We start from the raw sequence: 19,633 nt of genomic DNA, 5'->3' as shown, positions 1-19,633 counted from the left end.
CGATGGTTCATCCTCGATGGCCCGCGCGACGGCGTGGCGGCGATCGTCCGCCGGGCGCATGGATCAGGCCACCGGCCCTGTTCCATGCAGCCTAGTAGAGACCGGGCCCTCTCGGCCCATCGGAAGGCGTGACCCGCGATGATGGCCAGCGCAACAACCGATCCGGCGCATGAATCTGCTCATGGGCCCGCCCCGCGCGCGGGGGAGGGCGCCCTGCGGCTCCTACTCGTCGACGACCACCCGCTGTTCCGCGAGGCGCTGGCGAGCGCCATCGCCCTGGCCTTTCCCGGCGCCGAACTGCACGAGGCCGACGGCATCCGCGGCGCCTGCGACATCCTCGACCGCAATCCGGCGATCGACCTGACGCTGCTCGACCTCACCATGCAGGGGGTGGCGGGCTTCGACGGGCTCGTCACCATCCGCACCCGGTTTCCCCGCGTGCCGATCCTGATCGTCTCGGGGCTCGAAGAGCCGCGCATCATGCACGAGGCCCTGCGCCACGGCGCGGCGGGCTTCGTGCCCAAGGCCGTCGACAAGGCGACGCTGACGCGGGCCATCTCCGAGGTGCTCGGCGGCGCCCTGTTCATGCCGCCCGACCGCGCGGCCCCGCCCGCGCCCGCCCGCCCCAACAGCAAGAAGCCGCCGCTCGCCGAGCGCGTCGCCCGGCTGACGCCGCAGCAGATGCGGGTGCTGACGATGATCCGCCAGGGCAAGCTCAACAAGCAGATCGCCCACGAGCTTCAGGTCGGCGATTCGACCGTGAAGGCCCACGTCTCCGAGATCCTGCGCAAGCTCGAAGTCATCAGCCGCACCCAGATCGTGATCGAGACCGCCTATCTCGACTTCGACCAGACCGGCGGGGGGTTTTGAGAGTCCGCTCGTCCGCCCCCCCCTCATCCTGAGGTGCTCAGCCGCAGGCTGAGCCTCGGAGGAGGGCTCCAGCCAGCCGCGCGATATCTGGAGACCTCCTTCGAGGCCTCTGCTGCGCTGCGGCACCTCAGGATGAGGGGAGGGTTGGGAAAAACCGCGGCTCGTCGGACGTTGTGCAAAAAGAATCCGGTCGCCGGACGGCATGCGATGCACGATAGTGCTGACGTCAGGCGAGGGTCGAGGGGCGTGACATGGCCGAGGGTGGCATCGCCGTGCCTGAGATGGCCGAACCCGGAACCGGCATCGCGGCGGAGAGTCCGTCCGCGCCCGTGACGCTGGCGGAGTCGCTGATGCGCGAGGCCGGCTGGGGCCCGGCGCAGTTCGGCCGGGAGGGCCCGAACCCGCCCTACCTGCGGATCGGCGGACGCCTGCGCCTGTCGCTCTCGGCCTACGAGCCGTGCTTCGCCGCATTCCACCGCGACCGCGGACCGTTTCGCTCCAAGGTCGGCATGGCGGCGCATCTGGCCCAATACGACGCCCTGATGGTCGATCCGATCGCCTTCGAGGACTATTTCGGGGCCGGCGAGGGCAACGAGACGGTGTTTCCCTTCGGCGCGTGGCTCACCGTCCGCCGGGTCGGCTTCGGCGGGCTGGAATTGTGGGGCAAGCGCCAGGGCGCCGTGACCCTGCCGCTGGAGCCGCTGACCGTGGCATCCGCAATCTGGCTGCGGCGGGCGGCGACTCAGGCACCGCGCAACATCGACTGAACCGCGGCCTCCAGCGCACGGGCCGCCGCGGCGGCGACCGGGGAGTGGGCGCGGGCGAACATCACGATCTCCGAGGGCGGGAGCGCAGGCAGGTCGTAGCGCGGTCCCACGTCGCCCATCCGCCCGGACGCGACCGCGCCCATCGGCGCGATCCCGAGGCCCGCCCGCACCGCGGCGACGAGCGCGCTGCACGAGCCGCCGACGAAGGCCTCGCGCCAGGGCCGGTGGGCGGCATCGAGATGGCGCAAAGCCATCGAGCGCACGCCGCAATGGGGGCCGAGCGTGACGAGGGGGATCGGCCGGTCCGGCGCGACGATGTCCTCCTCGGTGGCGCGCCAGCCCAGCGGATCGAGCCCCAGCACCTCGCCGTCGGCGCCGCCGGCCTCGCGCCGGATGATGACGGCATCGAGTTCGCCCGCGTCGAACGCCGTGCGGATCGGCTGCGACAGCCCGAGGCGCAGCTGGACCGCGCTGCGGTGGGGAAGCGCCGCGCGCACGTGCCGGATCACGTGCTCCAGCCCGGTGCCCAGCGCGTGGTCGCTCGCTCCGATGACGAGGCGCACGCTCGGCGCGTCGTCGAAGTGCATCGCCGCGTCGTGCGCCGCCATCAGCGCCCGCGCCTTGGCGAGGAAGGCGAGGCCGTCCTCGGTCGGCCGGACGAAGCGGGGCGTGCGCTCCAGGAGCTTGCGGCCGAGCGCCGCCTCCAGCGCCTTGATCCGGGCACTGACCACCGGCTGCACCGTGCCGGCGGCCTCCGCCGCCCGCGTCAGGTTGCCGAACTCGACCGCGAGGAGGAACAGCCGCACCGAGGCGAGATCGAGCATGATCTGGTTTTGCTATGATGACGACAGCGCATCATAGCGTTTCGCATTGATGCTGCAACGGCCAGATTGCTCCTGCGACCCGCACACAGGAGGCTCCCATGCCGATGATCATCGTCCGCTACGTCACGCCCACGCCCCGCCCCGACCTGCGTCCCCGCATCGCCGAACTGGCCGCGCGGCTCGGTGCCGAAAAGCTCGGCAAGGACCCCGGCGTCACCGCCGTGCTGATCGAGGAGGCCGACCCGAAGAGTTGGTTCATCGGAGCCGAAAACCCCACCGACGACGGCCTCTCGGCCTTCTGGATGGACTTCAAGATCACCGCCGGCACCAACACCAAGGACGAGACCACGGCCTTCGTGAAGGCGGCGTTCGAGGGCATGGAGGCCCTGCTCGGGCGGCTGCACGAGGAATGCTACGTGCTGGTCCACGCTGCCGACGGCGACGCCTACGGCTATGGCGGGCGCACCCAGAACGGCCGCTGGGCCGCGGCCCATCCGGGCTGAGCGAACGGCGCGCGGGCTTCGAGCCCTACGCCGCCCCCTCGATCTCGCCGCTCACTTCCAGCCACTCTTCCTCGGCCTTGGCGAGCGCCTCGGCGGCCTCCGCCCGCATCCGGGCGAGGTCGCCGGCCTTGGCCGCGTCCTTGAGGAAGGCGGTGCCGTCGGCGAGCGCCGCGTCGATCTTGGCGATCGCCCCCGAGAGCTTGCCCATCCTGGCCTCGATCCCGTCGAGCCGCTTCTTGAGCGGCGCGAGCGCGGCCCGGCGCTCGACCGCGGAGCGGCGCGCCTCGGCCTTCTGGCCGCCGGTGGATTCACCCGCGGACTCCGCCCGCTCCGGGCCGGCGAGCACGAGGCGGCGGTAATCGTCCATGTCGCCGTCGAACGTCTTCACCGAACCGTCGCGCACCAGCCACAGCCGGTCGGCGCAGGCCTCGATCAGGAAGCGGTCGTGGGAGACGAGGATCACCGCGCCCTCGTAGTCGTTGATCGCCTCGACCAGCGCCTGCCGGCTCTCGATGTCGAGGTGGTTGGTCGGCTCGTCGAGGATGAGCAGATGCGGCCCGTCGAAGGCCGCCAAGCCCATCAGCAGCCGCGCCTTCTCGCCGCCCGAGAGCTTTTCCACCGGCGTGTCGGCCTTGCTCGCGGGAAACCCGAGCCGGGCTGCGGCCGAGCGCACCTTCGCCTCCGGCGCGTCGGGCATGCGGTCGCGCACATGCGCCACCGCGCTCTCGCTGGGCCTGAGTTCGTCGAGCTGGTGCTGGGCGAAATAGGCCACCTCCATCTTGGAGGAGCGCTTCATCTCGCCCGAAAGCGGCGGCAGGCGCCCGCCGATCAGCTTGCAGAAGGTCGACTTGCCGTTGCCGTTGGCGCCCAAGAGCGCCACCCGGTCGTCGGGAGCGAGCGACAGGTTGAGCCCGGACAGCACGATGCGCTCGCCGTAGCCGGCCTGGACCCGCTCCATCGCGACGATCGGCGGCGAGAGCGGTTTTTCCGGGCTCGGCAGATGGATCACCGGCACGTCGTCCTCGATCAGCGCCGCGATCGGCTCCATCTTGGCGAGCCGCTTCATCCGCGACTGGGCTTGGCGCGCCTTGGTCGCCTTGGCCTTGAACCGATCGACGAAGCTCTGGAGATGCGCCCGCTCGGCGTCCTGCTTGGCCTTGGCCTTGGCCTGGAGCACCCGCTTCTCGGCGAGTTGGCGCGCGAAGCTGGTGAAGCCGCCGCGGTAGATCGTGAGCTTTCCGCGATCCAAATGGAGGATGTGATCGACGCTCGTGTCGAGCAGTTCCCGGTCGTGGCTGATGATGATCGCCGTGCGCGGGTATTTTTCGAGGTAGTCGTAGAGCCAGAGCGTGCCCTCGATGTCGAGGTAGTTGGTCGGCTCGTCCAAGAGCAGCAGGTCGGGCTCGGAGAACAGGACGGCGGCGAGCGCCACCCGCATGCGCCAGCCGCCGGAGAAGTCCGCGCAGGGCCTCCCTTGCGCTGCCGCATCGAAGCCGAGCCCGTGCAGGATCGCCGCCGCGCGGGCCGGGGCAGAGTGGGCGCCGATATCGACGAGTCGGGTCTCGATCTCGGCGCGGGCCACGCCGTCCGCGTCTTCCGCCTCCCGCATCAGCCGGGCGCGCTCGGTGTCGGCGGCGAGCACGACCTCGTGCAGGGTCTCGGGGCCGGCGGGCGCTTCCTGCGCCACCGCGCCGATCCGCATGCCTTTCGGCACCGAGACCGCGCCGGTGTCGATGGCCAACTCGCCGAGGATCGCCCGGAACAGGGTGGTCTTGCCCGCCCCGTTCCGGCCCACCAGCCCGACGCGGGCCCGGTCGGGGATCGCGAAGGAGGCGGATTCGAGGATGACCCGCTCGCCGATGCGGTAGGTGAGATCGTTGACGCGCAGCATGGCCGCGTTCTGAGGGCGGGCGGAGGCGAGCGCAAGCCCGCAAGACCCTACGGAATTCGCGGCCTGCGCGAACGTTTCGCCGCCTCGAACGTTCGGCTCCCACGAACAAACGTTGCCGTGGGAGGGTGGGACGCGATGGGCAAGCCCGAGACGATGGAGCCGCGCCCGCCGGAACTGCTCTCGCCCTGGCGCACCGACGCCCGCGTCGCCCTTCAGGAAGAAGCCCGCGCGTTTGCCCGCGACGTCATCCTGCCGCTCGCCGACGAGCTCGATCCGCAGAAGGGCGAGATGCCCCGCGCGCTCATCGACCAGATGGCGCAAAAAGGCTGGTTCGGCATCACGATCCCCGCCGAGTACGGCGGCATGGGCTTGGGCGTCTTCGAATACTGCCTGATCTCGGAGGAATTGGCCCGGGCGTGGCTCTCCACCGGTTCGATCCTCGCCCGCGGCCAGGGGCTCGGCACCCAGACGCTCGACGACGAACGCCGCACGGCGCTGCTCGGAAAATCCGCGCGCGGCGCGTGGATCGGCTCGATCGCCCTGTCCGAGCCCACAGCCGGCTCGGATCTCGCCGGCGTGCAGACGCGGGCCGTGCGCGAGGGGGACCACTGGTATCTCACCGGCACCAAGCGCTGGGCCGGCTTTGCCCAGGGCGCCGACTTCATCGAGGTCTTGGCCCGCGTGCGCGACCCAAAACCCGGCGAATCGCGCTCGGCCGGGCTCGAACCCTTCCTCGTGCTGAAAGAACCCGGCACCTTCCCCGAGGGGATGACCGGCACGGTCATCGACAAGATCGGCTATCACGGCTTCCTCACCTTCGAGCTCAAGCTCGACCGGGTGAAGGTGCCCGAGCGTGACCGGCTCACCGGCCTCTACGGCGACGAGGGGGCGGACGCCGATTCCGGCGGCTTCGCGTCGGTCCAGCGCGGTCTCAACATCGCCCGCGTCCACACCGCGGCGCGTGCCGTCGGCGTGGCCCGCGCGGCGGTCGAGGATTGCACCGCCTACCTGCAGGAGCGCGAGCAGTTCGGCCGGCCGATCGGCCAGTTCCAGGCGCTGCGCTTCGCGCTCGCCGACATGGCCGCCGAGGTGGCCCAGGCCCGCGCCTACTGGCAACAGGTCGCCCACCTGCTCGACGAGGGCCTGCCCGCCGAGAGCGAATCGGCGGCGGTGAAGCTCTTGGCCACCGAAATGGCGGTGCGGGTGACGAACCAGGCGATGCAGCTCCACGGCGGCAACGGCTACACCACCGAGCGGCGCGTCGAGCGCTACTGGCGCGACGCGCGGCTGACCACGATTTTCGAAGGCACCAGCGAGATCCAGCGCCGCATCATCAGCGACCGGATGCTGCCGCGGGGGTGAGGACGCGGGAATAAATGACGTTTGGGCCGGCCCTCGCAGGGAAGGCTGGCCCCTGCGCGCGACCGGTTACTGCTGCGCGTTGATGATGAAGCTGTGATCCGAGGCCTTGTTGGAAGGCGAAGCGGTCGCCCCCGTGTGGCATTGCACGCAGCCATACGTCGCGGCCCCCGGCTTCACGTAGGTCTCGATGACTGAGTTGCCGAGTTGCACCGGATTGGGATTGAGAGTCTCGCCCAACCACTGCGCCGAGATCAGCTGGTAGAAGGCGAACGGCGTACCCTGCAGCAAGCCCTGGAAGTTCGGGTTCCGGCTGATCGCCGCGCCGTCCGGTTGGATCACCGGCACGACCTGCGTCGGAGGATTGAGAGGCTTTCCGGTGGCGTCGAGTTCCCGGTAAGGCACGAGCGTCGGCGGCTGGTTCGCCACGCAGGTGGTGCAGGCGGGGTTGGCGAAGGAGCGGGTGGTGTTGTCGACCTGCTCGAAGGTCGCCCAGACCCAGTTGGGCTGACTCTGCGTCTTGCGCACGAGATGCAGCCCCGCGAGGCCGACGGTGACCGGGTTCGGGCCCGGGCTCGGGCTGCTGTCCTCGTCGTTGTAGACGATCGCCGTCTGCGTCAGGAACCGGCTCGCGTCGTCGCCCGCGCCCAGCACCTTCCAGGCCGCCTTGACCTCCATCGAGCCGAGCGCCCCGGTGCTCTTGCTGCTGGCCGGGAAGGAGATCGTCGTGACCTTCTGCTGGCCCGCCTTGGTCCAGAGGTCGTTGGCCGTTAGGTAGGCGTACTCGACATCGTTCATGAAGACCGAGTAGCGCGCGAAGCGGCCGTTCTGGTCGACGACGGGCTGGCCGGTCGCCTGGAGGATGCCGGAGACCGGCACCGCGTCCGCGCCGGCCAGCGCCATCCGGTCGTGCAGCAGGCCGGCGCCCTTGGCGTTGTGGGACAGGAACAGCGACACCTGCGGATGGGCCTCGGCCAGTGCCCGCACCTTCTCGGGCAGCCGCGCGACCCGCGCCGCCCGCTGGGCGGCGAGCGCCTGGAGCCGCAGCTCCGCCCCTTGCAGGGATTGTTGCGCGGCTTGGCCCGCGCCGACGCCTTGAGGGCACCACGGCGCCGGGACCTGGCCCGCCGGCACGAAGACGCTGGTGTCGGAGGCGTAGGTCAGCCAGACCGGCGCGACGGGAGCCGACAGGATCGAGACGCCCTTGTCCGCCGTGCAGGTCGCCGGATCGACCGGCCAGTTCACGGCGACGAAGCTCAGCCACGCGAACAGATCGACATTGCCTTGCGCCGAACCTCCGGGGACATCGATGGGCAGGGCTGCGCAGCTCGCGTCGATCTGCGTCGGCGCGGGTGGGAAGAAATTGGGCGAGCTCGGGATCTGCCCGCAGGTCACCGGGGTCGTCGCCTGCGCCGTTTGCGCCCGTGCCTCGGGCGGCGCGAGGAGTGGAACGAAGCCGATCCAGCCGGCCAGGGCCGCGGCGAGGCCGGCGGCGGACGAGATGCGTGGTGCCGTCACGGTCATGTTCCCCCTCGTATGCGCCGGGTCCCTCATGCGTCCGGACACGCTCCCGCCCGGAGCGCCCGGCCGATCGCTCGGGCGCCCTGGAACACGAGGTTCGTTTCGTGCCGGTGATTCTCTTTGAGGTTGGCCCAGGGAGGGTGCATTCGTCGGGAGGCCGACGCAAGCGAAAGTTGTGACGTTCGGACGGCCGGAGCGGTGAAGAGTCGAGGGGAACCGGCCGCGCCCGCTATCGAACCGACCGGGCGCGGCCTATATTCTCGGGACAGATGTCCGCCGCCTCCGCCCTCCTGCCGCCGCGTGCCGGCGTCCGCCGCCTCGATCCGATCCTGGTCGATCGCATCGCCGCGGGCGAGGTGGTCGAGCGACCGGCCTCCGCGGTCAAGGAACTGGTCGAGAACGCGATCGATGCGGGCGCGCGCAGCGTCGAGGTGACGATCGAGGCCGGCGGACGGCGCCTCATCCGCGTCGTCGATGACGGCATCGGCATGGGAGCCGAAGATCTGGCGCTCGCGGTCGAGCGCCACGCCACCTCGAAGCTTCCCGACGGCGACCTCACCCGGATCGGCTCGCTCGGATTCCGCGGCGAGGCCCTGCCCTCGATCGGCGCGGTCTCGCGGCTGTCGATCACCTCGCGCACCGCGGACGGGGAGGGGGTGAGCCTTCTGATCGAATCCGGCGCCAAGGGCCCGGTGCGGCCGGCCCCCGCGTCGCGCGGCACCCGCATCGAGGTGACGGACCTGTTCGCCGCGACGCCGGCCCGGCTCAAGTTCCTCAAATCCGACCGGGCCGAGACCGCCGCCGTCGCCGAGGTGTTGCGGCGCTTGGCCGTCGCCCAGCCCCAGATGCGCTTCACGCTCCGCACCGAGAGCGGCAGCCCGACCGTGTTCCCGGCCGAAGCCGAAGCGAATGAGGCCGCGCTGCTGCGCCGGCTCGGCAGCGTGCTCGGGCCGGATTTTCCGGCCAACGCCGTGCCGCTGTCGATGGCCCGCGAGGGGTTTTCGCTGGAGGGCCATGTCGGCCTGCCGACCTTCCACCGCGGGGTCGGCACCCACATCCACTTCGTCGTCAACGGACGCCCCGTACGCGACCGGCTGCTGCTCGGCGCCGTGCGCGGGGCCTACGCCGACACGATGAGCTCCGACCGCCATCCGGTGCTGGCGCTCTACCTCGCCTGCGAGCCCGGCCTCGTCGACGTCAACGTGCATCCGGCCAAGACCGAACTCCGCTTTCGCGAGCCGGGGCTGGTGCGGGCGCTCGTCGTCAGCGCGATCCACGAGGCCCTGCGCCGGGCCGGCGCCCGCTCGTCCACGACCGGCGCGCGCGCCGCCCTCGACGCCCTGCGACCGGGGGGTGACCCGGTGGGGGAGGGGCGTTTCACGGTCCATACCGGCGCCACCGTGCCGAGCCTGATGCCGCGCCCGGCCCGCACCCTGTTCTCCGGCCCCTCGCTCGCCGCCCCCTCGGGCTGGCGTGCGCCTGCTGCCACGATGCCGGATCGGTCGGGCTTCGCCGAGACGCCGCAGGCCGCCTTCGCCCACGACAGCGATGCGCCCGACTTGGCCCCGCCCTCCGCCGACCTGCGCCCGGAGGCCGCAACCGAGGAAGCCGAGGCCCATCCGCTGGGCGCCGCACGCGCCCAGATCCACGGCACCTACATCGTGGCCCAGACCCGCGACGGGATCGTGCTGGTCGATCAGCACGCCGCCCACGAGCGCCTCGTCTACGAGCGGTTGAAGGCCGAGCGGGCCGGCGGCGGCGTGGCGCGGCAGGGCCTGCTCATCCCCGACGTGGTCGAGATGGCGCCGGAGGCCGCCGACCGCCTCGTCGAGGCCGCCCCCGAACTGGAGCGGCTCGGCCTGTCGCTGGAAGCCTTCGGCCCCGGCGCGGTGCTGGTGCGCGCCGTCCCCGCGGCTTTGGCCGGCGGCTCTATAAAAAACCTCGTCCTCGACGTGCTCGACGCGCTGGAGGCCAGCGGCGTCGAGGAGGGCGGCCCGGCGGGCGCGGGCGATCCCGACCCGGTCAGCCGGCGCCTCGACGCGCTGCTGTCGCGGATGAGCTGCCACGGCTCGATCCGCGCCGGGCGGCGTCTGAAGCCCGAGGAGATGAACGCGCTCCTGCGCCAGATGGAGGCGACCCCGCTCTCCGGCTCGTGCAACCACGGCCGCCCGACCTTCGTGAGCCTGGGGCTCGCCGACATCGAGCGGTTGTTCGGGCGGCGGTAGGTATTTGCGGGAGCGATCAGTCCCCGGTCTTGCCGTCCGCGTCGTCTTCGGAGGCCGGTTCCGGCGGAAGCTTCGGCGGAAGCTTCGGCGGCGGCACCCGGCCGGGGCTCGGCGGGGTCGGCAGGCCCGCATCCGGGTCGGCGGGCGGGGGCGGCGGGGGATCGGTCTCGGGCATGGCGCGGCTCACGGGCGGTTGGGCTGTCCGTCAACGCCGCCGGGGCGCATCGGTCGCAGGCCGGCCGATCACGAAGGCGACGTGGATGAGCGACGAGACACCGAACCTGTTCGCCGGCCTGCCACCGGAGGGCGCCACCGAGGAGGCCTTCGCCACGCTGCTGGCCGCGCCGGGCGCCCGGATCGAGCGGATCGTCTCCCGCGGGCAGGCGAGCCCGCCGGGCTTCTGGTACGACCAGGCCGAGGACGAGTGGGTTGCGGTGCTCGCTGGCAACGCCACGCTCCGCTTCGAGGACGCGCCCGAACCACTGCATCTCAAGGCCGGCGACCATGTGCTGATCGCCGCGCCTCGCCGCCACCGCGTCGAGGCGACCGCCGATCCGACGATCTGGCTCGCGGTTCACCTCGCGAGGCGCTAGGTACCTGTGCCGCATCGGCTTTTCCGAAAGCCGTTGCCACCTTTCGGGCCGATGCTCTAACCCGGCCGGCATGATCGCCTGTCATATCGAACCGAAGGGACAGCTGGAGCCGGAGGGCGAGGGCCTGTGGCGCTCGACCGGGGCCGACCCGCAGTTCCGCCTCACCCGCCCCGGCGGCGGGCGGCTGTTCCGGTTCCGCCTGAGGGGCGGTTGGGTGCGGCTGCGGCTCGATCTCGCCCCCCTGGGCACGACCAAGCTCGTCCCGCTCCTCTACGTCGATGACGGCTCGGGCTTTCGCGAGGACGGCGCGCTGCGCCTCGAGCTCCGGGAGGCGGGCGGGATCGACGATCTCGTGCGCCTGCCGCGCCGGGTGCGGGGCCTGCGCCTCGATCCGCTGGCCGCGAGCGGGCGGTTCCACTTGGCCCGGGCCAGCCTCGAACCCCTGAGCGGACCCCGCGCCGCGCTTGCCGTCGCCCGGCGGCTCCTGGCGCGGCTGGAGCCGGACGAGCGTCGCCCCGCCGCCCTCCTCCCGCGGCTGGCCCGGCTCGCCCTGTCGCGCCCGCCCGGCGCCCTGTGGAAGAAATTCTGGGACAGCGCCCGGCCGCGCCCGGCCGCGGCCTCCTACGCCGCCTGGATCGAGCGGATCGAGCGGCCGGCCCTGCCGAGCCCGGAGGCGATGCGCGCGGCCATCGAAGGCTTCGCGCTGCGCCCCCGCATCTCCATCGTCATGCCGGTCTACAACACGCCCGAGCCCTATCTCGCGGCGGCGCTGGCCAGCATCCGGGCCCAGGCCTATCCCAACTGGGAGCTGTGCCTGTGCGACGACGCCTCATCCGCCCCCCACATCGCCCCGATGCTGGCGCGGCTGGCGGCGCAGGAGCCGCGGGTGCGCCTGCATTCGCGGAAAAAAAACGGCGGCATCGTCGCGGCGAGCAACGACGCTTTGGCGCTCGCCAGCGGCGACTGGCTCACCCTGATCGACCACGACGACACGATTCCCCCCCACGCCCTCTTCGCCCTGGTGGCGGCGCTCAACGACGCCCCGGAGACCGACTTCGTCTATTCCGACGAGGACAAGATCACGGTCGACGGCGAACGCTACGAGCCGTTCTTCAAGCCCGACTGGTCGCCCGAGACGCTGGAGGCCTGCATGTACACGGCCCATCTGGCGCTCTACCGGATGGACATCGTGGGCCGTGTCGGCCGCTTCCGGGCCGAATGTGAGGGCGCGCAGGATTACGACTTCGTGCTGCGCTACACCGAGCACGCGCGCCACGTGCGCCACGTGCCCCAAGTCCTCTACCACTGGCGGGCGATCCCCGGCTCGACGGCGCAGGCCATGGACAACAAGGGCTACGTGGTCGCCGCCGCGATCCGCGCGCTGGAGGACCGGGCCCGCCGCACCGGCGGGCTCGACCGCGTCCGCCCCACGGCGTTCGCCGGCAGCTTCTCCTTACGCCGACCCCTGAAAGAGCGCCCACGGGTCTCGATCGTGATCCCGACGGCGGGGCGCGACAGCGTGGTGCGGGGCGAGAACGTCGATCTCCTGGCCGCTTGCCTCGCCAGCCTCCGGGCGACGAGCACCTACGAAAAAATCGAGATCGTCGCGGTCGACAACGGCGACCTGCGGCCCGCGACGAAGGCCGCGCTCGCGCAGCACGGCGCCCGCGCGGTGACGTGGGAGCGGCCCGAGTTCAACGTCGCGGCCAAGATGAACCTCGGGGCCCGCGCGGCCACCGGCGACGTGCTGGTCTTCCTCAACGACGATGTCGAGATCATCTCGCCGGACTGGATCGAGGCGATGCTGGCGCTTCTCCTCATCCCCGGCGTCGGCGCGGTCGGGGCGAAGCTCCTGTTCGAGACCGGCGAGTTGCAGCATGTCGGCGTCAGCGTGATCGACGCCACGCCGGACCATCCCCGCCGCACCTACCCGCGGGAAGACCCCGGCCACTTCTTCTCGACCGCGGGCAACCGCAACTACCTCGCGGTCACCGGCGCCTGCGTGATGGTGCGCCGCGCCGAATTCGAGGCGATCCAGGGCTTCGACGAGGGATTCGCGATCAACTACAACGACGTGGACCTGTGCCTGCGCCTCTACGAGCGCGGCCTGCGCAGCGTCTATTGCGCCGAGGCCGAACTCTATCACTACGAGAGCCGCAACCGCGCCCGCACCGTCGATCCGGCCGAGCACGCCCGGTTTCGGGCGCGCTGGGCGGAAAAACTGCCGCGCGATCCCTATTACGGCGAATGGTTCGAGGCGCTGCCGCCGACCTTCGAGCTCGACCCGGCGCGGTTCTGACGAGCCTGCTTCGCCGGCCCGTCTCATCCAATCCCCCTCATCCTGAGGTGCTCCGCGAAGCGGAGCCTCGAAGGAGGGCTCCAGAAGTCGCGCGATCCCTGGAGCCCTCCTTCGAGGCTTCGCACCTCAGGATGAGGGGGTTTGGTGGAAAAAACCGCCTTCAACCGCTCGCCTCCGCGGTCAGGTGGTCCACGAGCTGGCGCGCATGCGCCGGCAACGCGGAAAACCGGCGGGCGGCGAGCACGAGTCGGCGGCAGGCCCAGGGGTCGGCGAGCGGCACGATGCGGATCGCCGCCGTCTCGCGGGCGCGGAGCGCGGCCGCCTCCGGCACGATGGCGATGCCGACGCCGCGGGCGACCATGCGGCAGACCGCATCGAGCCCGCCGAGCCGCACCCGCAGCTTGAACGGACGGCCCGCGCGGGCCGCGTGGCCGGCGAGGTAGGTCTGGAGCGAGCGGCTGTGGCTCAGGCCGACGAAGGGCTCGTCCAGCACCTCCCGGAGCGCGACCGCCGCCCGCGCCGCCAGGGGATGGCCTCCCGCCACCACGAGGACGAGCCGGTCGGGCCGAAGGGGCCGCGTCTCCAGATCGGCGAGTTCGGTGGTGTCGGCCACGATCCCGAGGTCGGCCAAGCCGCCGGCCACCGCATCGACGGTCTCGCGGCTGGTGCGCTCCTCCAGATCGATGTCGATGCTGGGATGCGCCGCGAGGAAGTCGGAGAGCGCCTCCGGCAGGAAGGCCGCGACCGCCGCCGTCACCGAGAGCAGCCGGACATGGCCGCGCAGGCCGCGGGCGTATTGGCCGAGTTCGCCGCGCATCTGTTCGAGCTGGGCCAGCACCGTGCGGGCGTGGTGCGCCACCGCCTGCCCCGCCGGGGTCGGGCGCACCCCGCGGGGCAGGCGTTCCAAGAGCGGCACGCCGCCGTCGAGTTCCATCCCGCGGATGCGCTCGCTCGCCGAGGCCAGCGCGAGGCCGGCCCGCTCGGCGCCGTGGGTGATGCTCTCGGCCTCGACCACGTGCAGAAAAAGGCGGAGATCGGTGAGGTCGAAGCGCATCGGGCCATGGTCCGCCGCCCGCCGCGCGACCGCAAGAGCCTTCGGCTCAGCCGAAGGCTGAATGGGGCGAGTTCCGCATTGTGGTGGGCGCTGGCTCCGCCGAAGTTTTGGCCCATGGCACGCCAAGCTCCCACCCTCGTCTCGGGACAAACCCTTCTGGAGAGCACCGCGATCTTTCTCGCGGCGCTCCTCGCCCTCGTGGCCTTCGCGACGCGCTCCGATGCGGGGCGCAGTTGCACCGTCCCGGCCCACATCGTCGCGCCGCCGGCGGCCGCCGCCGGCCCTGAGCCGGAGACCGATTTCCGGAACGCGCTGCTCCTCGGCGACTGATTTTTTGTGACTTCGATGCCCCGGCCGACGCCTGACTCTCCTCGCAAGGACGGCGCGGGTTTTTTCTGAGCCGTCATGGCGCATGACGGCGCGCCTGCCTCTCCAAGAAGGCCGACTGACAAGACAATGATCTTCCCCCTCGATCCGTCGGCGCTCGCCATCGCGGCCTTCGCCTTCCTGCTGGCCGGTTTCGTCAAGGGCGTGGTCGGGCTCGGTCTGCCGCCCGTCGCGGTGGGGCTGCTCAGCCTCGTCATGACGCCGGCGGAGGCCGCGGCGATCCTCGTGGTGCCGGCCTTCGTCACCAATGTCTGGCAGCTCGTGGCGGGCCCGCGATTCGGTTCGCTCGCCCGGCGGCTGTGGCCGCTCTTGGTCGCGAGCACGCTGGCGACGCTCGCCGCGGGCGCGCTGCTGCACGGGCGCTACGGACGCGAGGCCACCATCGCCCTCGGAATCGCCCTGATGATCTACGCGGCCTACGGGCTCGCCGCCCTGCGCCTCACCGTGGCGCCCGCCGCCGAGCGCTGGCTCGCGCCGATCATCGGCGCGGCGACCGGGGTGGTGACGGCGGCGACCGGCGTGTCCTCGTTCCCGGCCGCACCCTATCTCGGCGCGCTGGGGCTCTCCAAGGACGATCTGATCCAGGCGCTCGGCCTGTCCTTCACCGTCTCGACCATCGCGCTCGCCGTCGCGCTCACCGGCACCGGCGTGCTGGGGCCGAAGATCGCGGGCGTCTCGCTGCTGGCGCTGCTGCCGGCGCTCGGCGGGATGTTCGTCGGCGGCTGGGTGCGCGGCCGGGTCAGCGAGCCGGTTTTTCGCAAGGTCTTCTATGTCGGCCTGCTCGGGCTCGGGGCGCATCTCGCCGCGCGGGCGGTGTTTTGACCGGTGAGCCGGTTCGGCCCCCCTCACGCGATCAGACGATTCCTTCGACGCTCCGCAGCGCCGGGACCATGAAGTCGATGAACGCCCGAACGACCGGCCTCATGAACTTCGTGGACGGATAGGTCAGGAACAGCTCGCTCGCCCTGACCTCGTCCTGGGGCAGGACGCGGACGAGACGACCCGACGCCAGGTGATCGGCCACGAGCAGAAGCTGCGCGGTGCCGATGCCGCGTCCGGCTTCGAGGGCGCCGATGAGCACCTGGGGGTTGTTGGTCTTGAGGACGGGATGCGCCTGCACCTCCGTCGTCGACCGCCCGCGGCAGAGTGTGACCGTGCCCTGGCGGGACAGGATCGTGGTCGAGACGATCAGCCCGTGGCGCGCGAGGTCGCGGCGGCTCCGGGGCGTCCCGTTCCGCGCGAGATAGTCGGGCGACGCGACCAGCAGGCGCCGGCTCGCTCCGATGCGCCGGACGATCAGGTCTTGCGCCTCGGGCCGGCCGACGCGCACGGCGAGATCGATGTTGGCCTCGATCAGATTGATCGCGCGGTCTTCGAGGGTCAGGGAGACCCTCACCGCGGGGTGACGGCCCTGGAAGTCGAAGACGAGCCGGCTCAGATGGCGCTCCCCGACGCAGACGGGGCCGTGGATGTGCAGATCGCCCGTGATCGAACCGGAACCGCCGCGGACATCCTCGATGGCGGCATCGATGGTCGAGAGCGCGCCGCTCGTTGCCTGGTAGAGCAGGCGCCCCTGCTCACTGAGCCGCATCGCTCGGGAGCTTCGCTGCAGAAGACACGCGCCGATATGTCCTTCGAGGTCGCGCAGGATCTTGCTGACGGCGGGCTGCGAGATGCCGAGGTCGCGGGCGGCGGCGGTCATGGAGCCGCGCTCGACGACGCGGACGAAGACCCGCAGGGCGGAGACGGCGTTCATCGATAACCATGGGTTATGGAAACCATACCCCCGCCACCGATAGTCGGGGTCGCGGAAATCATCAAACTCGCGCCGTCGAAATCGATGGAGCGGGCCCGTGAATCTCAGACGTCGAACCCTTCTGCTCGGCGCGATGGCCGGCTCCCTGCTGCCGCGAAGGCAGGCGCTGGGCGAGATCGCTCCAGACCGCGAGGCGGACGCCGCGTCGCTGCCGCCGGGCGGTCGCCATCGCTTCATCGAGGCGAACGGCATCCGGCTCCACGCCGTCACGCTCGGCAAGGGTCCGCCGGTCGTCCTGCTGCACGGCTGGCCGCAGACTTGGTTCGCGTGGCGCGACACGATGGAGCGGCTGTCCGGCTCCTTCACCCTCATCGCCCCGGACCTTCGCGGTATCGGCCTCTCCGAGCGGACCGTGGCGGGCTACGACAAGCGCACGCTCGCCGCCGACATCGCGGCGCTGATCGTCGAGGCGGCCGGTGGCCGGGCCCATGTCGTCGGCCACGACATGGGCGGCAAGGTCGCCTTCGCCCTGGCCTACCTGCATCCCGAGCGCGTCGATCGGCTCGTGATGGTCGATTGCGCGGTGCCCGGCACCGAGAGCGGCGACGCCCTGCGCGGAGGCGCCTGGCACTACGGCTTTCATCGAGCGCCCGGATTTCCCGAGATGCTCACGCGAGGCCGCGAGCGCGACTACATCCGTGCGCAGATCAGGGCGTGGTCGCACCGCCAGGATGCGGTGACGGAGGCGGCGATCACGGAATATGCGCGACACTACGCGACGCCCGGCGGCATGACGGCCGGCTTCAACCTCTACCGCGCCCTGCCGGACGACGCCGCGCTCGCCGCATCGTTCGGTCGGCGCAGGCTCGACATGCCCGTGCTGACGATCGGCGGTCGACACAGCATCGGGGACCGTCTCGCCGCCGCGATGCGACCGCGGGCGACACGGCTGGAGAGCCTCGTTGCCGAGGGGAGCGGACATTTCGTGGCCGAGGAGGAGCCGGCGTTCTTCTGCGAACACGTCGGCCGGTTTCTCTCGGCATAGAGCATCGGCCCGAAGGGTGGCTGCCAGCTTTCGGGTCGATGCGGCACAGGAACCGAGAGCGTCGGCACCGACCGGGCCTCGACCCAACCGCCCTACGGCTCGACCTTCCGCAGCACGAAGGTGACGCCGACATCGGGGTCTCGCCGCCAACGGCCGTCGGGGAGGGCGATGAGGTTGACCGCGTGGCCGCGGCGGGCCTTGAGGGTCAGCTGGCCGGCGGCGAAGCGCCAGGAGACCGGATCGAACACGGTGATCCCGCTGTCGCGGCAGCCGGGCAGGAGGCGCACGGGGGCGTCCTTGCCGGCGGCGTCGGGCGGCGACAGCTCGATGCGGCAGGCGTCCCGCTGCGTGGCGCGGTCGAGGGCGTAGAGACCCGGCGCCGGGCCCTCCGGCGGGGGCGCCGGGCCCTCCGGCGGGGGCGCCGGGGCGGCGGCCGGCTCCGCGGCGGGCGAGGCCGCGGGCGCGGGCGGCATCTCGGAGGCCGGGCGCATGGCGGCGATCTGAAGGGGCACGAGGCTGTAGCGCTCGCCGTTCCCGGCGCTGGCGCCGAGGCTGCGGCCGTCGGGCTCGCGGGTGAAGGCGAGGATCGGCCGCACGTTGGCGTCGACGAGGCGGAGGCCGTCCTCGCCGTAGAGCCAGCCGGCGATGCCGGCCATCACCGGCAGCGCCCGGCGGCAGCCCGCGGGGAAGCGCACGATCCGGCCGGCCGGGCCGCTGTCGGCCGACAGCGTCAGCACGCAGCGCCGCTGCCCGCCCGCGATGGCGAGGTCCCAGGTTCCCGCCGCCCCGGCCAGGGTGTCGGGCAGGGTGGCGGGCATCCCGCTCGGCGGCGGGGGCGCGGCCTCCTGCGCGCCGGCGGGCGCCCCCGCCAGCGGCAGGACGGCCAAGAGCGCGAGGGCGGTGAGAGCGCGGGAGGCGGGGCGCAGGCGCGGCGACACGAAAGGGAACCTCATCGGGCGTCCGGCACCGGCGTCTCGGGAACGGGGGTCAGCGGCGCCCGGCCCTCGAACCACGCGAACAGGTTGTCGGTCAGGAGCCGGCCCATCGCCGCCCGCGTGGAGTGGGAACCGGAGCCGACATGCGGCAGCAGCACGGTGTTGTCGAGGGCGGCCAAGTCTTCGGGCACGTGCGGCTCGTTCTCGAACACGTCGAGCCCGGCCCCGAGGATCGTACCGGCTTGGAGCGCCGCGGTGAGCGCCGCCTCGTCGATCACGCTGCCGCGGGCGATGTTGATGACGATGCCGTCCGGCCCGAGCGCGTCCAGCACCGCGGCATCGACGATCCCCTTGGTGTCCGGCCCGCCGGGGGCGGCGACGATCAGGATGTCGCTCGCCCGCGCCAGCCCGATCAGGCTGTCGTGATAGGCGTAAGGCCCATCCTGCGGATTGCGGCCGTGATAGGCGATCGTAACGCCGAAGGCTTCGAGCCGCGTCGCGATGGCCCGGCCGATCCGGCCGAGGCCCAGAATGCCGGCCTTGCGCTCGCGCAGGCTCGTCGTGAGCGGAAAGCTCGCCTGACGCCAGCGCCCTTCGCGCAGGTAGCGGTCGGCCTGCGGGATGCGCCGCACCGTGGCGAGCAGGAGGCCGAGCGCGAGGTCGGCGACCTCGTCGGACAGCACGTCGGGAGTGTGAGTGACGACGATCCCGCGGCGGGCGGCCTCCACGGCATCGATGGTGTCGTAGCCGACGCCGAAGCTCGACACGATCTCCAGGTTCGGCAGCCGGTCGAACAGGGCGGCATCGATCGGGCTCATGGCGCCGACGGCGAGCCCCCGGATGCGAGGGCCGATCCGGCTGAGGAAGGCATCGCGGTCGGGCGCGTCCTCCAGCCGGTGCAGGCGGAAGCGCGTCGAGAGCCGCTCGGCCACGTCCGGCCGGGTCTGGCGGATCAGCAGGATCTCGGGCGTGTCGTCGGCTGTCACCCGGGCGTCCTCCCGCCTTTTTTACGAGTCTTGCCGGAGTAGTCCTGCGCCGGGCGGCGGTCCAGCGTATCGGTCGGCAGGGCTGCTCGTGCAGGGTGACAGGTGCCGCCGGATCGTGGGTCGCTCGTTCCTGCCCCCACCGTCGTTCCGGGGCCGGGTTCCGCTCCGCGGCCCCGGAACGACGCGCGTTCCGGGTGAAGAGAGGGGCGGACTTTATTGCGGCTGCGCCCAGATCAGGTGCAGCCCGGTGCGGCTGCGGAACCAGCGCGTCATCGGCGGCAGGTCGCAGCCGTTCTCCTCGAACACGCCGGCCAGACTCTCCACGAGCTGCCCGGCGGTGCGCCGTCCTTCGATGTCGATAGCCAGTGTCTGGGACGGATGGACGACTTCAGGATCGATCCGGCGATACTTGATCGCAAAACGCATAGCACACATCCTTACGCGTTGTTGACGAAAGTCCGAGGCGGCACGTCGTAACAATCGCACGACTTGATGCAACGCTGCATACGCAAAATGAGAAACTTCGTTGTTGTGCGGACAACGCAAGAATATTCATAAAATTTTCAATATTAGGATATTGGCCGTGCGGCGGATGCCCGATACGGCATGTGGGGAGGG

19 protein-coding genes are annotated in these 19,633 nt (G+C 71.5%); 10 read left to right on the top strand and 9 right to left on the bottom strand.

From position 1 onward, the window contains the following. The first annotated feature begins 138 nt into the window (after positions 1 to 138). A complete protein-coding gene (locus ASG52_RS02875; protein WP_056238726.1) occupies positions 139 to 870 on the top strand; it encodes a response regulator in 732 nt (243 codons plus the stop codon). Positions 871 to 1,121: 251 nt separating this feature from the next. Beyond that, on the top strand, positions 1,122 to 1,637 hold the full coding sequence (locus tag ASG52_RS02870; RefSeq protein WP_056238723.1) for a hypothetical protein: 516 nt from the start codon (positions 1,122 to 1,124) through the stop codon (positions 1,635 to 1,637). On the opposite strand, the gene ASG52_RS02865 is transcribed toward ASG52_RS02870, so the two are convergent. Then, positions 1,613 to 2,461, bottom strand: a complete 849-nt coding sequence (locus ASG52_RS02865; protein WP_056238721.1) for a LysR family transcriptional regulator — start codon at positions 2,459 to 2,461, stop codon at positions 1,613 to 1,615. The two genes, ASG52_RS02870 and ASG52_RS02865, sit on opposite strands and share 25 nt — an antisense overlap. Positions 2,462 to 2,559: 98 nt before the next feature. On the opposite strand from ASG52_RS02865, the gene ASG52_RS02860 reads away from it, so the two are divergent. Continuing rightward, complete coding sequence (locus tag ASG52_RS02860) at positions 2,560 to 2,964, top strand: tautomerase family protein (RefSeq protein ID WP_056238717.1); 405 nt, start codon at positions 2,560 to 2,562, stop codon at positions 2,962 to 2,964. Positions 2,965 to 2,989: 25 nt separating this feature from the next. On the opposite strand, the gene ASG52_RS02855 is transcribed toward ASG52_RS02860, so the two are convergent. Further along, positions 2,990 to 4,855: an ABC-F family ATP-binding cassette domain-containing protein gene (locus tag ASG52_RS02855; protein WP_056238713.1), complete on the bottom strand. Its 1,866-nt coding sequence runs from the start codon at positions 4,853 to 4,855 to the stop codon at positions 2,990 to 2,992. Positions 4,856 to 4,990: 135 nt separating this feature from the next. Here ASG52_RS02855 and ASG52_RS02850 point away from each other — a divergent pair, with 135 nt between their 5' ends. Then, on the top strand, positions 4,991 to 6,217 hold the full coding sequence (locus ASG52_RS02850) for an acyl-CoA dehydrogenase family protein (RefSeq protein WP_056238710.1): 1,227 nt from the start codon (positions 4,991 to 4,993) through the stop codon (positions 6,215 to 6,217). A 66-nt stretch (positions 6,218 to 6,283) separates the two neighbouring features. Here ASG52_RS02850 and ASG52_RS02845 read toward each other — a convergent pair whose 3' ends face one another. Continuing rightward, on the bottom strand, positions 6,284 to 7,738 hold the full coding sequence (locus ASG52_RS02845) for a hypothetical protein (protein WP_056238707.1): 1,455 nt from the start codon (positions 7,736 to 7,738) through the stop codon (positions 6,284 to 6,286). A 266-nt stretch (positions 7,739 to 8,004) separates the two neighbouring features. Here ASG52_RS02845 and mutL point away from each other — a divergent pair, with 266 nt between their 5' ends. Then, positions 8,005 to 9,960, top strand: coding sequence for a DNA mismatch repair endonuclease MutL (mutL, locus tag ASG52_RS02840; RefSeq protein WP_056238705.1), 1,956 nt, complete (start codon positions 8,005 to 8,007; stop codon positions 9,958 to 9,960). A gap of 16 nt (positions 9,961 to 9,976) precedes the next feature. Here the strand turns inward: mutL and ASG52_RS27775 are convergent, their stop codons facing one another. Further along, positions 9,977 to 10,135: a hypothetical protein gene (locus ASG52_RS27775; protein ID WP_200945560.1), complete on the bottom strand. Its 159-nt coding sequence runs from the start codon at positions 10,133 to 10,135 to the stop codon at positions 9,977 to 9,979. An 85-nt stretch (positions 10,136 to 10,220) separates the two neighbouring features. Here ASG52_RS27775 and ASG52_RS02835 point away from each other — a divergent pair, with 85 nt between their 5' ends. Both ASG52_RS02835 and ASG52_RS02830 read left to right on the top strand, forming a co-directional pair. After that, positions 10,221 to 10,553 (top strand): cupin domain-containing protein, encoded by a 333-nt coding sequence (locus ASG52_RS02835; protein ID WP_056238704.1) that lies wholly within the window; start codon positions 10,221 to 10,223, stop codon positions 10,551 to 10,553. Between the two features lie 70 nt (positions 10,554 to 10,623). Next, positions 10,624 to 12,852: a glycosyltransferase family 2 protein gene (locus ASG52_RS02830; protein ID WP_056238702.1), complete on the top strand. Its 2,229-nt coding sequence runs from the start codon at positions 10,624 to 10,626 to the stop codon at positions 12,850 to 12,852. Positions 12,853 to 13,012: 160 nt separating this feature from the next. Here the strand turns inward: ASG52_RS02830 and ASG52_RS02825 are convergent, their stop codons facing one another. After that, positions 13,013 to 13,906, bottom strand: a complete 894-nt coding sequence (locus tag ASG52_RS02825; RefSeq protein ID WP_056238699.1) for a LysR substrate-binding domain-containing protein — start codon at positions 13,904 to 13,906, stop codon at positions 13,013 to 13,015. 114 nt (positions 13,907 to 14,020) lie between these two features. Between ASG52_RS02825 and ASG52_RS02820 the strand changes: the two genes are divergently transcribed. Both ASG52_RS02820 and ASG52_RS02815 read left to right on the top strand, forming a co-directional pair. Beyond that, the gene (locus tag ASG52_RS02820) at positions 14,021 to 14,236 is read left to right on the top strand and encodes a hypothetical protein (RefSeq protein WP_056238698.1); all 216 of its coding nucleotides are present in this window, start codon (positions 14,021 to 14,023) and stop codon (positions 14,234 to 14,236) included. Between the two features lie 126 nt (positions 14,237 to 14,362). Beyond that, positions 14,363 to 15,115, top strand: coding sequence for a sulfite exporter TauE/SafE family protein (locus ASG52_RS02815; protein WP_056238697.1), 753 nt, complete (start codon positions 14,363 to 14,365; stop codon positions 15,113 to 15,115). A gap of 31 nt (positions 15,116 to 15,146) precedes the next feature. On the opposite strand, the gene ASG52_RS02810 is transcribed toward ASG52_RS02815, so the two are convergent. Continuing rightward, positions 15,147 to 16,049: a LysR family transcriptional regulator gene (locus tag ASG52_RS02810; RefSeq protein ID WP_056238695.1), complete on the bottom strand. Its 903-nt coding sequence runs from the start codon at positions 16,047 to 16,049 to the stop codon at positions 15,147 to 15,149. Positions 16,050 to 16,146: 97 nt separating this feature from the next. On the opposite strand from ASG52_RS02810, the gene ASG52_RS02805 reads away from it, so the two are divergent. Next, positions 16,147 to 17,094 (top strand): alpha/beta fold hydrolase, encoded by a 948-nt coding sequence (locus tag ASG52_RS02805; RefSeq protein WP_286158920.1) that lies wholly within the window; start codon positions 16,147 to 16,149, stop codon positions 17,092 to 17,094. Between the two features lie 92 nt (positions 17,095 to 17,186). On the opposite strand, the gene ASG52_RS02800 is transcribed toward ASG52_RS02805, so the two are convergent. The 3 genes from ASG52_RS02800 to ASG52_RS02790 all read right to left on the bottom strand — a co-directional run bounded on the left by ASG52_RS02800 (position 17,187) and on the right by ASG52_RS02790 (position 19,441). Further along, entirely contained in the window at positions 17,187 to 18,047 is an 861-nt protein-coding gene (locus ASG52_RS02800; RefSeq protein WP_056238693.1) for an AprI/Inh family metalloprotease inhibitor, read from the bottom strand. After that, positions 18,044 to 19,015 (bottom strand): 2-hydroxyacid dehydrogenase, encoded by a 972-nt coding sequence (locus tag ASG52_RS02795; RefSeq protein WP_056238689.1) that lies wholly within the window; start codon positions 19,013 to 19,015, stop codon positions 18,044 to 18,046. The genes ASG52_RS02800 and ASG52_RS02795 overlap by 4 nt, the downstream gene beginning before the upstream one ends. 213 nt (positions 19,016 to 19,228) lie before the next feature. Further along, a complete protein-coding gene (locus tag ASG52_RS02790; protein WP_056238686.1) occupies positions 19,229 to 19,441 on the bottom strand; it encodes a hypothetical protein in 213 nt (70 codons plus the stop codon). Positions 19,442 to 19,633: the final 192 nt, after the last annotated feature.

Source organism: Methylobacterium sp. Leaf456 (assembly GCF_001425465.1).
Classification (GTDB): domain Bacteria; phylum Pseudomonadota; class Alphaproteobacteria; order Rhizobiales; family Beijerinckiaceae; genus Methylobacterium.
The sequence above is the reverse complement of the archived record's forward strand: the minus strand, read 5'-3'. Positions and strand labels throughout refer to the sequence as shown.

Bases quoted from the DNA above. Each gene is read 5' to 3' on its own strand.
- ASG52_RS02820 (WP_056238698.1), top strand. From the start codon at position 14,021: ATGGCACGCCAAGCTCCCACCCTCGTCTCGGGACAAACCCTTCTGGAG.
- ASG52_RS02875 (WP_056238726.1), top strand. From the start codon at position 139: ATGATGGCCAGCGCAACAACCGATCCGGCGCATGAATCTGCTCATGGG.
- ASG52_RS02790 (WP_056238686.1), bottom strand. From the start codon at position 19,441: ATGCGTTTTGCGATCAAGTATCGCCGGATCGATCCTGAAGTCGTCCAT.
- ASG52_RS02870 (WP_056238723.1), top strand. From the start codon at position 1,122: ATGGCCGAGGGTGGCATCGCCGTGCCTGAGATGGCCGAACCCGGAACC.
- ASG52_RS02850 (WP_056238710.1), top strand. From the start codon at position 4,991: ATGGGCAAGCCCGAGACGATGGAGCCGCGCCCGCCGGAACTGCTCTCG.
- ASG52_RS02865 (WP_056238721.1), bottom strand. From the start codon at position 2,461: ATGCTCGATCTCGCCTCGGTGCGGCTGTTCCTCCTCGCGGTCGAGTTC.
- ASG52_RS02810 (WP_056238695.1), bottom strand. From the start codon at position 16,049: ATGAACGCCGTCTCCGCCCTGCGGGTCTTCGTCCGCGTCGTCGAGCGC.
- ASG52_RS02855 (WP_056238713.1), bottom strand. From the start codon at position 4,855: ATGCTGCGCGTCAACGATCTCACCTACCGCATCGGCGAGCGGGTCATC.
- ASG52_RS02800 (WP_056238693.1), bottom strand. From the start codon at position 18,047: ATGAGGTTCCCTTTCGTGTCGCCGCGCCTGCGCCCCGCCTCCCGCGCT.
- ASG52_RS02815 (WP_056238697.1), top strand. From the start codon at position 14,363: ATGATCTTCCCCCTCGATCCGTCGGCGCTCGCCATCGCGGCCTTCGCC.
- ASG52_RS02830 (WP_056238702.1), top strand. From the start codon at position 10,624: ATGATCGCCTGTCATATCGAACCGAAGGGACAGCTGGAGCCGGAGGGC.
- ASG52_RS27775 (WP_200945560.1), bottom strand. From the start codon at position 10,135: ATGCCCGAGACCGATCCCCCGCCGCCCCCGCCCGCCGACCCGGATGCG.
- mutL (WP_056238705.1), top strand. From the start codon at position 8,005: ATGTCCGCCGCCTCCGCCCTCCTGCCGCCGCGTGCCGGCGTCCGCCGC.
- ASG52_RS02835 (WP_056238704.1), top strand. From the start codon at position 10,221: ATGAGCGACGAGACACCGAACCTGTTCGCCGGCCTGCCACCGGAGGGC.
- ASG52_RS02860 (WP_056238717.1), top strand. From the start codon at position 2,560: ATGCCGATGATCATCGTCCGCTACGTCACGCCCACGCCCCGCCCCGAC.
- ASG52_RS02845 (WP_056238707.1), bottom strand. From the start codon at position 7,738: ATGACCGTGACGGCACCACGCATCTCGTCCGCCGCCGGCCTCGCCGCG.
- ASG52_RS02825 (WP_056238699.1), bottom strand. From the start codon at position 13,906: ATGCGCTTCGACCTCACCGATCTCCGCCTTTTTCTGCACGTGGTCGAG.